Origin of the sequence: Clostridium lacusfryxellense, from assembly GCF_018861735.1 — a bacterium.
In the GTDB taxonomy this organism is placed as follows: Bacteria; Bacillota; Clostridia; order Clostridiales; family Clostridiaceae; genus Clostridium_AD; species Clostridium_AD lacusfryxellense.
The window spans coordinates 1-12,876 of the sequence record NZ_JAHLEB010000084.1 but is presented as its reverse complement, the minus strand read 5'-3'; the positions used below and the strand labels follow the sequence as shown (position 1 = coordinate 12,876).

The 12,876-nt window shown below is 33.0% G+C and carries 17 protein-coding genes; 10 read left to right on the top strand and 7 right to left on the bottom strand.

Annotation, left to right across the window (positions count from 1 at the left end; genetic code table 11):
• Positions 1–143: 143 nt before the first annotated feature.
• Together KPL55_RS24275 and KPL55_RS24270 are read right to left on the bottom strand one after the other, a co-directional pair.
• Positions 144–668: a UU032 domain-containing protein gene (locus KPL55_RS24275; RefSeq protein ID WP_216309341.1), complete on the bottom strand. Its 525-nt coding sequence runs from the start codon at positions 666–668 to the stop codon at positions 144–146.
• The gene (locus KPL55_RS24270) at positions 661–1,155 is read right to left on the bottom strand and encodes a Panacea domain-containing protein (protein ID WP_216309340.1); all 495 of its coding nucleotides are present in this window, start codon (positions 1,153–1,155) and stop codon (positions 661–663) included. The genes KPL55_RS24275 and KPL55_RS24270 overlap by 8 nt, the downstream gene beginning before the upstream one ends.
• A 909-nt stretch (positions 1,156–2,064) precedes the next feature.
• Here KPL55_RS24270 and KPL55_RS26480 point away from each other — a divergent pair.
• The 7 genes from KPL55_RS26480 to KPL55_RS24240 all read left to right on the top strand — a co-directional run bounded on the left by KPL55_RS26480 (position 2,065) and on the right by KPL55_RS24240 (position 6,199).
• Positions 2,065–2,190 carry a hypothetical protein gene (locus tag KPL55_RS26480; RefSeq protein WP_281418911.1) on the top strand — a complete coding sequence of 42 codons (126 nt, stop codon included), beginning with the start codon at positions 2,065–2,067 and terminating at the stop codon, positions 2,188–2,190.
• A gap of 57 nt (positions 2,191–2,247) precedes the next feature.
• Positions 2,248–2,391 (top strand): BRO family protein, encoded by a 144-nt coding sequence (locus KPL55_RS24265; RefSeq protein WP_216309339.1) that lies wholly within the window; start codon positions 2,248–2,250, stop codon positions 2,389–2,391.
• 26 nt (positions 2,392–2,417) lie between these two features.
• Complete coding sequence (locus tag KPL55_RS24260; protein ID WP_216309338.1) at positions 2,418–2,555, top strand: BRO-N domain-containing protein; 138 nt, start codon at positions 2,418–2,420, stop codon at positions 2,553–2,555.
• A gap of 3 nt (positions 2,556–2,558) precedes the next feature.
• Positions 2,559–2,849, top strand: coding sequence for a BRO-N domain-containing protein (locus KPL55_RS24255; RefSeq protein ID WP_216309337.1), 291 nt, complete (start codon positions 2,559–2,561; stop codon positions 2,847–2,849).
• Positions 2,833–3,006: a BRO-N domain-containing protein gene (locus KPL55_RS24250; RefSeq protein ID WP_216309336.1), complete on the top strand. Its 174-nt coding sequence runs from the start codon at positions 2,833–2,835 to the stop codon at positions 3,004–3,006. Before KPL55_RS24255 ends, KPL55_RS24250 begins: the two co-directional genes overlap by 17 nt.
• A 1,540-nt stretch (positions 3,007–4,546) precedes the next feature.
• A complete protein-coding gene (locus tag KPL55_RS24245; protein ID WP_216309335.1) occupies positions 4,547–5,164 on the top strand; it encodes a PadR family transcriptional regulator in 618 nt (205 codons plus the stop codon).
• A gap of 414 nt (positions 5,165–5,578) precedes the next feature.
• Complete coding sequence (locus KPL55_RS24240) at positions 5,579–6,199, top strand: tyrosine-type recombinase/integrase (protein ID WP_216309334.1); 621 nt, start codon at positions 5,579–5,581, stop codon at positions 6,197–6,199.
• Positions 6,200–6,985: 786 nt separating this feature from the next.
• On the opposite strand, the gene KPL55_RS24235 is transcribed toward KPL55_RS24240, so the two are convergent.
• A complete protein-coding gene (locus KPL55_RS24235; protein ID WP_216309333.1) occupies positions 6,986–7,612 on the bottom strand; it encodes a hypothetical protein in 627 nt (208 codons plus the stop codon).
• Positions 7,613–8,307: 695 nt separating this feature from the next.
• Between KPL55_RS24235 and KPL55_RS24230 the strand changes: the two genes are divergently transcribed.
• Positions 8,308–8,814, top strand: coding sequence for a helix-turn-helix transcriptional regulator (locus KPL55_RS24230; RefSeq protein ID WP_216309332.1), 507 nt, complete (start codon positions 8,308–8,310; stop codon positions 8,812–8,814).
• Between the two features lie 181 nt (positions 8,815–8,995).
• Here the strand turns inward: KPL55_RS24230 and KPL55_RS24225 are convergent, their stop codons facing one another.
• The 4 genes from KPL55_RS24225 to KPL55_RS26870 all read right to left on the bottom strand — a co-directional run bounded on the left by KPL55_RS24225 (position 8,996) and on the right by KPL55_RS26870 (position 10,836).
• Positions 8,996–9,250: a hypothetical protein gene (locus KPL55_RS24225; RefSeq protein WP_216309331.1), complete on the bottom strand. Its 255-nt coding sequence runs from the start codon at positions 9,248–9,250 to the stop codon at positions 8,996–8,998.
• A gap of 91 nt (positions 9,251–9,341) precedes the next feature.
• Positions 9,342–9,887 carry a hypothetical protein gene (locus KPL55_RS24220; protein WP_216309330.1) on the bottom strand — a complete coding sequence of 182 codons (546 nt, stop codon included), beginning with the start codon at positions 9,885–9,887 and terminating at the stop codon, positions 9,342–9,344.
• Positions 9,888–10,327: 440 nt separating this feature from the next.
• Entirely contained in the window at positions 10,328–10,606 is a 279-nt protein-coding gene (locus tag KPL55_RS24215) for a hypothetical protein (RefSeq protein ID WP_216309329.1), read from the bottom strand.
• Positions 10,607–10,671: 65 nt separating this feature from the next.
• Positions 10,672–10,836: a helix-turn-helix domain-containing protein gene (locus KPL55_RS26870; RefSeq protein ID WP_216309328.1), complete on the bottom strand. Its 165-nt coding sequence runs from the start codon at positions 10,834–10,836 to the stop codon at positions 10,672–10,674.
• Positions 10,837–11,057: 221 nt separating this feature from the next.
• On the opposite strand from KPL55_RS26870, the gene KPL55_RS24205 reads away from it, so the two are divergent.
• Both KPL55_RS24205 and KPL55_RS24200 read left to right on the top strand, forming a co-directional pair.
• Complete coding sequence (locus KPL55_RS24205) at positions 11,058–11,792, top strand: LexA family protein (RefSeq protein ID WP_216309327.1); 735 nt, start codon at positions 11,058–11,060, stop codon at positions 11,790–11,792.
• An 11-nt stretch (positions 11,793–11,803) separates the two neighbouring features.
• Positions 11,804–12,838 carry a site-specific integrase gene (locus KPL55_RS24200; RefSeq protein WP_216309326.1) on the top strand — a complete coding sequence of 345 codons (1,035 nt, stop codon included), beginning with the start codon at positions 11,804–11,806 and terminating at the stop codon, positions 12,836–12,838.
• Positions 12,839–12,876: the final 38 nt, after the last annotated feature.

Here is a 12,876-nt window from a genome sequence, read left to right as displayed (position 1 = left end):
CGACAGCTTGTAATTTTTGTTCAGCAGGACATTTAGGTTTTGACATTAAAAATACCTCCAAAGTATCAGTTTTTATATTTAAACTGTCTACTTTAGAGGTATCATATCATAGTAGATGCTTAGTGTAACCTATTATATATAATTTAGTTTGCAATCTCACTCCATGGGTCATAATTTCTATACAACAAATCATGCTGAGACTCATATCTGGTGTTGGGATAAATCAAGTGATGTGGGTCAAAAAGTAATGTATAAAAAATATTATCTACAAAATATCCAAATACTCTTCCACTCGCAGCACCTAATGATAATTCCCATAACCCATCCTCATTAAATTGCTCATCACACACAATACCCATTGTTTTCAATACTGTAACTAATCTCTCTAACGCTTCATCATGTACAGGATGACACCTTGTACCGTCTCCTCCACCCTTTAACTCTGCAATTTCCATTGTAGAGTAGTTACTTAATCTATCTAACAGTACCAAAGACCATGCACCATATTCCCATAAATTTTTAAACATATTATTAAATTCTTTACACTTTATGGACTGGCATCTAAACTGTTGAAATGAAAATACGGCCTTATTAATTTGAGTTTTTGTTTTAGGTACTGATTTTTTAATTATTGAACTGTTTACCTTTGTTTTAGGAAGTTTACTCAACTTGAGCACCCTCTGATAACGATCTATAAAAGGCCTTAATTACATTATCATCAATCCTATTGACACTAGTTTCATTTTTCCCTAGGCCTTTTCGTGCATCAATCCACGGTCTTTCAGCATGTGTCATAGCTTCCAATTCATCAGCCGTATGCATATAAAAGTTATCATAAATCATGCCCACGAACTCTTCTATTTCAGATGATAAATTTTCTTTGTTTTCATTTTTAGGTATATTTTGCCATCCATACCCCTTAAATCTGTCATATAACTCCCTATTTACCGGACCATGCACCCAGGCTTCGAATCCTCCATCTGTAAATAAGTAATCATCATACATAGTTAAATACCATGCATAAGCATAATAACATATTTTCTGTAGTTTTTTATTAGACATACTTTCTTTATTTAAAAGATAATTAGCAATATTGTTTATATTTATCATATCAATTTCCCCCGTGTATCCCTTGAAATTAATTACTGTACCCATTTAATCACCACCTCAAAAAATATTAGATGCTAATTAGGGACAAGTTCTATTATCCCTAATTATATACTTGATATGTCCTATTTACAACACTTAACTTTATTTTACCTTAGTTTGCACTTTAGTTTATGTTACTCTGTTTCATCGCTCTTCACTATTGATTATTACCCATTATACTAATACTAACCATTATATATTCTCTTTGTTATAATTTTTATATATAAATAATCTTAGCACCAGACACTCTGCCTTTATACTACCCATATTTCTATGTTGTACATACTTTTCGTGTTTTGATTCTTTCTTAACCTTACCATCACGTTATATATATGCTACTTATGACTATTTTGTAACTCTCCCTCTACTAATAACAATCTAATTGCTTTCCTTGCTGAAGTATATAGGATACCTCCAAAATTAGATAGAAAACTATTTATATATATTAAAAATTAACGTACTTATGTAATAATCACACTCTTTATTATACTAACACTTCAATTACAGAACGCTAGTTTTTATATTGATATTATATACCACACTAATATCTCTTATAAGTGTTCCTAAAAAAACTATACACCAATAAAAACCACACATAATTTCTCTCGGTACCAGGTAATACATATTAAGTACTATTCTTTAGTTTCATGCCCCACCCCTCTTGTAATAAGGGAGTTGGTAAGGCTTGGTCGTTAGAAAGCTGCTACTTAAACTAGAAGATAAAATGGTAACAAATTCAAACGGTGCAACCGTACCAGTATGGATACAGGTGACTCCAGAGCTATTATCCAGCTATAACTGAGCAAGGTACCCTTCGTGTGTTAAGAACAGTATGGATTAAGAAAGTCAAATGTGATAGATCATTAAAGCTTATAGCAAACGATGGAACTACTTATGTACTTAGGGCGGCAAAGGATGATGAATAACTTAATGAAGTTTGAAGAACAGGAAGTTAGTATCATAGTCGGTGAGAACGGAGATCCGCTATTTGAATTGTATTCTACAGATATGGCGTTAGGTCAAGTTAAAACAGCAAAATGAAAGTCATATGTTAGAAAAGAAAGAGTTGATGAAAACATTAAAAGTGCTGGCATATCAATGATTGTCCGCAATGGACAACAATATCTAACTGAAGAAATGCTATATGATTTAATGTTAGAAATAAAAACTAATAAAGTTAAACCTTTTAGAAAATGGGTAGTATCAGAAGTTCTTCCTAAGATAAGAAAGACTGGTGGATAAATCAATAATAGATAAAGTTATTACAAATGATGGGATTGAAGGGTGTGTACACGGTGTCAACACCTAATCTAACCGAAGAAATGCTATATAATTTTATGCTAGAAGCTAAGACTGACAAAGTTAAAACTTTTAGAAAGTGGATAGTATCAGAGGTGCTTCCTTAAATAATGAACCCTGGTGGATACATACCTATAATTCCAGAAGAAACTGATGCAGATATAATGAATCTACAAGTATTTAATAACCCTGAGTTTGGTGATATAAGATGGATAAAGATAGATGATAAAGATTATGCAGTTGGAATTGATAAAGCAAAGGCACTAGGCTATAAAGACGTTAACAGTGCTCTATCAAGGCATTGCAATGGGTGGGTGAAACACCCACCCATGGGTAATAACTGGAATAAAGATAGATGGAACCGAGTCTACTCAAATTGTAGATATGAATGTTCTATCTGAAGGTGACATCTACAGATTAATAGTTAAATCAAAATTACCTACAGCTGTAAAGTTTAAGAGACGGGTATTCGATGAAGTGCCACCTCAGATAAGAAAGACTGGTGAATACCTATCATCGCACAAGAAACTAACGAAGAATTTCTCGCAAGACCTTTAATCATGTCTAACGATACGCTTATTCTTAAATATAAACTCCTTAAAAAAGCAGGGGAAGATTAGTAACGTAACAGCCTAAAGCTACCTACTTTGATTAACTTGAGTTACACGTAAAAATAGTATATAACTTCTCCAAGTACCAGGTTATATATAATAAATACTATTCTTTAGTTTCATGCCCCACCCCTCTTGTGAGAGAAGAAAGTTAAAGAGGTCGGAGATAGATTGCTCCTATAATTGTTTGAGTAGCTTAAATTATGCAATAGGCACTCTGATATAGGTATATCTATAAAAGGGGAACTGCTGTGCTCTAATATGGGAACATATCTATAAGAAATAGCTCTATTGTAATCCTTCGGTACATCTGCTGATACAGCTACATATATGGCATTAATCCTATGGTGTATGTCCTGAAACCAGTGACTGAAGGACTATTCTCCTTGTGCTGTGGCACTCTCTCTTTATTACTTCCAAGTCAACTACACCTGGATAAAGAACGTATCGCTTTGCTGTAGAGCCTTGAAACCACTTGCCTTGAATTGTTATACTTCATTTCATGTGACAGAGCATTAAAGGTTATAGCTAACGATGGAACTACCTATAGTTATAGAGAACAAGAATGACTGAAAACAATTTGTAGACTACCATTAAAGGGTTCTGTGAACCTTACAAAACGTAACGTTCAGCTAATAGTGAAAGCTGTTATACCTAGAGGATGATACATAGATATAGTATTTCATTATATGTTGTACAGTCCTTCTACCAGTGACTTTGGGGGCTATTATCTTTGTGCTGTGGCACTCTCTCTTTATTACTTCTTAGGAAACTAAACCTGGATTAAGAATGCATCTATAACTAATAACGTGTGAACCCTTAAATCATAGTGTTGAAAATACAAGAGGACAGCTAATAGGAACAATAGTACTAGTTGTATGCCTTTGGTATAGTTACTGATACTGCTACCTCTATGGTGTTTCTCCATCAGATATTTAGGTTATCGTTGTCTTGATAGGTAAAGAGCCCTTAGCAGGGCAAGGGGGATTTTTCTTTTCCTTTCTAGCCAACTAGGACTAAATAAAGAATGTGTCTATAACTAATATCCTCTAGGGTTTTAAGATAACCACGAGCCTGGCAATATGGGATGGCTTAAGTTAGACTAGAAAGATTATGTAGTAGACACATAGCATACAATACCCAAACGATACGGTTTCAACGCATTGTAAGGGGGAGGTATCCACCCCTTAGATATAATCGAGATAATGGGGTGTCAAAACGAAAACACCTTCAGCAAAGAGATTTAAGAGTTCGGCATTAGCTGAATTGCTACAACACATAAGACATATATCAATAACTAATACTATCAATCCTAGACTTATTAAGTAAAGGCCCTTAACAGGGCAAATGGGATATCTTTTTAAGGCACTAATCTATTAGTATGAATACTGTTATAGCTGTAGGCTATTCCTTAATGGGATAGTCTATTTCTAGTGGTCCTAAGTAGGACCTTAAACTGCTTGATTATAGAAGGAGGTCATTATATTATGAACAATAAAAAAAGAACAAGTAAGCGGTTAAGTTTAAAAGGGAGGTATAAGATTGTAAAGATAGACACTGACCATGACTACAAAGCTAAGTATAATAAGTTGTTCCCTACTAAGATGTCTAGTTCAAATCTTCTACTGATATATACTCTGTTTTTACTAGACAAGAGTGATGAACCTCTATATGGCAAAGAGATGTTAACAGAGATCGAAAGGGCTGGTAGTACTGATATTTGGAAGCCTTCACATGGTACTTACTATCCTCTCTTAGATGATATGGTGAAAGCAGGATACATTAATAATGTTAAGACTACTAATTCTATGAAGTTCTATGACATTACTGATATAGGAAGGCAAGAATTGATATTCAAACGAAGTGAATTTAGAACTATGCTTATTGAGTCCTCTAAGTTCTTTTCTAACATACTAAGTCAAATATACAATGAGAGGCAAGAGAAGGTTGTTGCAACTACCATTCAAAGTATTGAAGAGAAACTGGACAACCCTAACATGGAAGTACTTGAGATGTTAACTAAGATTTATGATGAAGTTAAGGATCTTGGACTAAAGATTGAGAGTCAATGTCTTGAGGTAAGAGTTATAACAACAGGTAAGTAGTTTAAGGAGCCCGGCCTTTAAGGTATATTAGTCATTATTAGGATTGATGACGAAATATATAGCTAAGCTAATCCCTAACGGGATAAGGGGGGGTTGTAATTCTAATCTATAGGAGGAGGTGGTGATACTCTAACTGAATTCATGAGTGAAGTTATTAAATATAGGTTGTGTATGCTGTCATGCTAATATTACAATGTTATAAGATTTAAGTGTACTGTCATTGATTACAAGGATAGTATAGGGTAGCATAATGCCAACAAAGGACTTTAGTTGGCATTTGTATAAATGAAGTGAGGTGCTGGTGTATATGGATTTCAAGGCTATTCAAGCCAAGGCAGTCCTAGAATTCATAAACATAATGCTAACTAACGTTTGTAATAGTGTATAACTTAACTAAATAGGGAGGTGGTCCAAATGAATAGCAATTTAAACATAAGAGGTATTCCAAAGCCTATGGAGGTTGAACCAATTAAGAAGTTAAAGGATATTGAGAAGGTTCAGCAGTATCTAAAGGGAAAGGATAACAAGAGGGACTATATGATATTCGTTGTGGGGATTAATGTTGGTCTTAGGGCTGGGGATCTATTAGAACTTAAGGTAAAGGATGTTCTTGAAAATGGAGAGGTGGTTGATTCAATTCTTATCAAGGAACAGAAGACAGGCAAGAGTAGAGACCTTACACTTAATATAGCTGCAAGGGGAGCAATTAAGTATTATCTTTCTAGCATTAAAGAATACAACTTAGAGGACTACTTATTTAGAAGTCAGAAAGGAGGAGGACACTTAACTGTGGAGGCAACCCATAAGATTATTAAGGGGACACTTAGGGAGCTGAATGTTAAAGGTAACTATGGCACTCATAGTCTCCGTAAGACATGGGCCTATCACATATACATGAACAATGCTAAGGATAACCCTCTGATACTTCCAACACTACAGAAGATGTTAAACCATAGTAACCAAGCCATAACACTTAGGTATATTGGTATTACTAAGGAAGTTATAACTGATGTATACAACAGCATTAACCTCTAGGCATCTTATGAAGCAATGTAGCAATACAGAATGTAGTAGCACTATATATGTTAAGGCACTATAAATAATTAATCATATAAGAAATGTGGTATACTAAATCTATAGGAACTGTTGAGGTTTCTATAAAGTTATTATCGCTTAATAACGCAGATCAAAGAACATACTTTTACTAGAAGTATGTTCTTTGCTTTTTGATGAAAAATATATTATTAGGGAGTGGTTATAAGCATTTAGTAAGCTTCATCAAGCGGTCTAAGTTTGATAGAGGCTTTCTACTATATCTATTGCCATAATGCTCCCAAGTCAACGATAAGACGATTGGTTAAGAGTAATACTAAGCTAGAAATAGAGTTTATGTAGTACTACGCTTGTAGTAGCATAAACATTTGTAGTAGCATATATATTTGCAGTAGCACAATCATTTGTAGTACAACGCTATAAACATTTGCAGTAGTACAATCATTTGTAGTAATACAAGTAATTTGCTTAAAACCCCTATGCGGTTTTGAAATCAATGGTATTGTAGTCTTTCCCTCAGTAGTGCCTTTAGATGGTGTTTGGTGAGGGTCTCAAAACAGTGTGATACAAAATGTAGCATAATTAATCATAAAGATAGGCTAGCATTATGGGGATAAAGAGTAATTATATATACCGACTAAGACGAAGGCTTGTAACCAACAATGTGAGTTGAGTACAAGCCTACTAGTCCTATAAATTAGCCTTAAACACCTTTAAAACATTGATATTGAGGCATATTGTTGATATAATATACTTAGTAATAAGATGTTAAGAGTGGCTTAGGTGCTGTCCTATACATAGTGGTTTGATTGATATAAGGTTATTAATAGAGCCGGTTGTGATGGCGTGTATATCATCTTCTTTCAATTGATTTACATAACCATTAAACATTCGCCTTGATATAGCATCTTTTTTAAGAGGAGTTCCTGTGATATAGGGACTCTTTCCACTTCGTAATAACCTTGCACATTCAATGATGTGCTTTCTCTTCTTAGTACTGAAACCCATGGTGGATATGTGGTTCCTAAAGTTATAAGCTGATAGAATCTCTCTATCTAACCCTAAGGTGCTAAAGTACTTATTAATCATTGATGTTTGAAAGACTTCATCAAATACATCTCTAACAGTAACAGACTTACTATTCAGAGCATACATAAGCTTTCTTCTACGGAGCTGTAGTTCAATTCTAATGCGGCTATAACGGACTCCATTGACTGAGTACGATAGGGATCCGTCATCTTTGATATCAATAGCCTTCTCTACATCCTCATGTACTCCAGCAGGATAGAACAATGTATTATCTTTAGTAAGAATTCCCTTCTCATACATCTCTAAATCCTTATAATAGATCCTTACAACAACAGAGGCAGACCTATACTTCTTAAGATTACTCATTAGATAGTGGGTGTTCTTATATTCAAGCTTCTTATGCCTTGGAAGATATAAAAGCTCGTAAGCATTCAGGTGGTCCTTTGTATACTGTTGTGGGACCTCATGATTGTAAAACAAGTCTGATCGTGATACCTGCCAATTAAGGAAAGAGGGAGGCAGTTGAGTCATATCAACATTATTAGCCAAGATAGCCTTGAGCCTTAAGTCTAATACGTCCGAATCAAAGTTAGCAACATGAAGACAGTTATCATTAATGGTGTAATATACTTTAGGTAAGCTGAAGTCTACATACAGGAGGCTCCTACCATAGAAGTTAGGGTAGTAACGTAGATAGACATTGTTAGTATGAAGATACCAGCTCTCTAATGGTTTTTTACACTTATCCTTGTGGTGCTCTCTCCTCCATCCTCGTCCTGCTAGAACAGTGGTAGACTCTTTGTAGTCAATATAGGCAACGATGGTATCAGTATAGTTTATATTAGTTATCATTAGTAAGACTCCTTATCTTGTGTTTATGTTGATTTATAGGGTAATATGTTATATTATAATAGTATACTAGTATAGAGTGAATTTCAATGTACGTCCAAAAGCGATTAAGTTGTAAAGCCTTGTAAACAAGACTTTACGGTATGCGTAAGTTTGGTTATGTGTAGAGATAGTAGTATTAACTATAAGGATAATCTAAAGGAGGCCAATGTATGGCATTTATTAATGAGAATATTAAGAAGCTAAGAATTGCAAAGGGATATAAGCAAGACGAGCTGGGAGATCTACTGGATAAGAGGAGAGGTACAGTATCTAAGATTGAGAATGGAAGCTCTATTTCATTTGAAGATGCTATCAAGACTTCGAAGATATTTGATGTGTCTTTGGATGATTTAGCAAATATCGATATTGATGTAAAGAAGGTTATAAAGGCAAAGAAAATTGAGCTAAGCCACTACAACATTAAGAGCTTACACCCTACTATAGATAAAGACTTTAATAACTTGCCTCATACTCTTAAAGAGTTTGGTAAAGCTATGACACTTGAAATGTACAGGCAGTTTACGGGCGTTACTATAGAGCAACTTAAACAAGAGGTTACCTCTGAATGCATTGATAGTATAGTAAGTACATTGAGGGGCACCTATAATAGCTACGAAGAAATAACTGTTGAAGAAGTTATAGAATCGATAGATTCATTGAAACCGGAAATAGAATAGAAAGATTATTCCTATAATTAATAATAACAATAGAGCCTACCTTATGCTATATACAATTATATTTGCCCTCCTAAAATATAAGGCAAAGCCCTGTAAATACAAGCTTTGCCTTATGAGACTATTATAGAGACTCTATAACAACTTCACCATATTACAAGAAGATTACTAGTGCGCTATATACTTAAAATGGTATATCACCATCATCCTCCTTCACACCAATAAACCCAAACTCCTCTAACTTACTTATGCTAACAATATCATTTAAAATTCTATTCATATAATTAGTATTATATAAAAAATTCTTATGGTCTTTAAGTAATGATTTTTCACGTTCTAAATAATCAATGACCTTATCCTTAAACAAAGTAATTGCTATTAATTGGGTAAGATCTACTTTAATACTTGTACCTTCACTCATATATAACTCATTAATCATTTTATATCTCTCCTCTAATTGTCATTTATATAATCTTACCGATATTTATTGTTTTAATTAATGTGTACTCCACTGCTATGAACACTAATCTTTATGTTAAACTAGATACCTTTTTATTCATCATCATTGAAATATCGTCATACATATGAAAAGCTATATAAAACACATTTTCACTCTTATTTTCTAATCCATAATCGAAAATCAAATGCTCTAACATATGATGATACTTTTTTTCTTTATCATATTCGTCCCCATTTTCATAATGTATCATATAATCCTCTACCCCTCTTAGCAATTGTTCATCATTCACATTAAATATTCTACAAATCTCTTCTATTGAAACAAATTCATTAAATCTCATAAGTAGCTGTTCTACGCTATCACTTATTGATACTATCGTATATAAATTCTTTGATAAATTAGTTGTATCTTTAAATAGCCTTTTTAATCTTTTTCTTTGTCGTACTAATGTATCTTCTATAAGTCCTTTATGAATAGTGTTCGCTTGATCCACCAGACCAATATTTACATCTCCTAGTAGGTCCATAAACTTTGTAAAATCATTTTTACTGAAAGCGCTTCTATAAAAATCTAATTGTTCATTCATAGTATTTATTAGTTCATAACGCATCTTCATTTTGTCTCTCTCCTTAAATTTTCGTTAAATTCTATATTATATATTTCTTCAACTATTGATAACTCCACCTCTATCACCTTTTATAGACCGCAAACATTACATTCGACTACCCATGTCGGAATTGACGTTACTAAGTAATTAAAAGAATGTCATCCTACACACTTTCTTACCTCCTGTCTTTCTAATCTTCTCCGTTCAGTACGCTTCTTCTCATAACAAATTCTACTTTTCTCCTCCTAAAACATAATGCAAAGCCTTGTCAATACAAGCTTTGAATTATGTTTTTACTATAAAAAACCTACAACAACTTCACTATATTATAAGAGCATTACCAGTATGTCATCTCTCTACTATCTACTAAAGGTTTCCCATTGTTGTAATTATAGTTAACTTACTCATTGTATGTCCTCATCTTTCTTATTATTTATAATATAAATATCCTAACAATCAGCAGCATTCATACTAGCTGTGAGCGTGTTATCCAATAAGTCATAAATATCATTAATATCAAACAACAGCTCATATCCATTAAAATACTCTTTTTGAGACCTTAGATACCTTTTGATACCATATATAACTTCTTTAATCGTACTATACCTTTCATCTTCTATATCCACATAATCTTCAAATCTTGTAGTCATAAATATAGAAAAAATATCTATTTCCATCTCATTGCATTTTATTTCTTTCATTTCGCCTAACATAGTCTTTAATATCATTAATAATCACTCCTCTTATAATGTAATATTATTATTAGTTACTACCACTTGCTTAAAATAGTTAATTAACTTATGCATGAAATAAACTCATTGAATGCATTCTCAGTAATTCTTATTTGTTTCCCTATTCTTATATGTTTAATTTTGTTTTGCCTCACAAGTTCATACACAGTGTTAAAATGGACTTGTAATAGGTTTGATACCTCGTGTACGGTTAATAGCTTTGACATAAATATATCACCTCATAAAATTATTATTATAGAGATGTCGTGATTGACACCGGTACGTATACAAGGAGCAAAACAATTAATATTCTTTAACATTTGTTTATATCTATACTATACAATAACTATTCACTAAAGTAAACACATATTTATAATTATTATTAATATCTATTCATTATTTATAATTAGTGTTATACTTTGTTTATTATATATTAGGAGGATTAACTATGAATGAGTTTAATAAAGAAGCATTTCAAGAGGTATTGATTACAGCAAAGGGAACGAGGGGCGTTAATGAGTTTGCTTTACAGTGTGGTGTTAGCAGCAGTTATATATCCGAACTAATAAATCTTAAAAGATCAACCCCACCTTCTATGAACATATTAACTAAGATTGCAGCATCATCTCGTAACGACATAAGCTTACGTGACCTAATGAGACCTGCAGGTTATATTGAAACTTTATCCACAGAGAATGATGAACTGGATGAACTTATTGAGGAAGATACATTAGATACTTTGTTAGAAGATTCTAATTATTATAGTGTTCATGAATCATTAGATGATGTCCATATGATTCCATTTTTAAAAAACATAACGACAAATGATAGGAACCTATTTAATAAAAACAATATTCTCAAATACGGCTATGAAAATAAAGCCGATGTAATGTATGCTACCTTCTTCTACTACTACGCTCCTGATAATTCAATGATTAATTCCAAAATTAGTAAAGGTGACATACTAACTATAAAGTATGGAGAGAAGCTTGAGAATACTAAAATATTCTTAGTCTTATTGCATAAGGTGCTTACTTTAAGAAGAGTTTTCATCAAAGAAGATTATGTTGTTCTTACCTCAGATAATAGCAAGTTTGAACCGTTTGTACTAACTAGAGATAATTTAAATAAAGATTGTATTGAAGTACTAGGCAAAGTTACTTATGTAAAATTCAAATTGTAGGAGGCTAGACTATGAGAGGTAACATTACTAAAAGAGGCAAGACATACACCATAGTTCTAGACATTGGAAGAGATGATAACGGTAAACGTAAGCAGATGTCAAAGGGCGGTTATAAAACTAAGAAAGAAGCTGAGAAGGCTCTAAATGAGTTAATTGTAAAAATTGAAAAGGGGGACTACTTTGTTTCTTCGGATATGATTTACAAAGACTACCTAAACAAGTGGTTGATGGAGTATTGTGTTAATAACTTAGCTCCTAAAACCATAAAAACGTACAAGCAACTTATGGATTCATATATAATTCCAAGGCTGGGAACTATAAAGCTTGATAAATTAAGACCTTTAGATTTACAGTCACTATATAACTACATGCAAAATGATTTAAAACTCTCAGGTACAACAGCATTACGATGCCACGAGGTTATAAACAGTTCACTAAAACATGCTTTACAATGGCAGATGCTTAATAAAAATGTTGCTACCTCTGTTCAACGTCCCAAAAAGAACAAAGCTGAGATGGCTGTATTTAATTTAGAGCAAACCAACATATTTTTAGAACGGATATCACACCTTACTCTATACCTTCCTGTGTTACTAGCATTAACTACTGGAATGCGTAGAGGTGAAATATTAGGTTTAACATGGAAAAATGTTAACCTTGATGAAGGTGTTATTTATATTGAAACCCAATTACAACAAGTAAATGATACATATAAATTTGTACCTCCTAAGACAGATAGAAGCAGAAGAAAAATAGTTTTATTGGATTACACTATACCCATACTTAAGTCAGTGAAAAGAAGACAAGAGAACCTTCTCACTTCACTTGGATCCGAATATAAAGAGTGGCATCTTGTCTGCTGCAAGGACAATGGTGAACCTTATGATCCTGACTATATTTCTAGAAACTTTCTAAGACAGATGACTAAAATCAGTACTGAACTTAACCTTCCTAAAATAAGGTTCCATGATTTGAGGCATTATGTAGAGAGTTTCATTATGGTGAGTCTTCGACTAAACCCTTGTGTCACCAGTAATTATTTCTAAAAGACTCACCATAATAATAGGTGTTTATTTACAAAAAT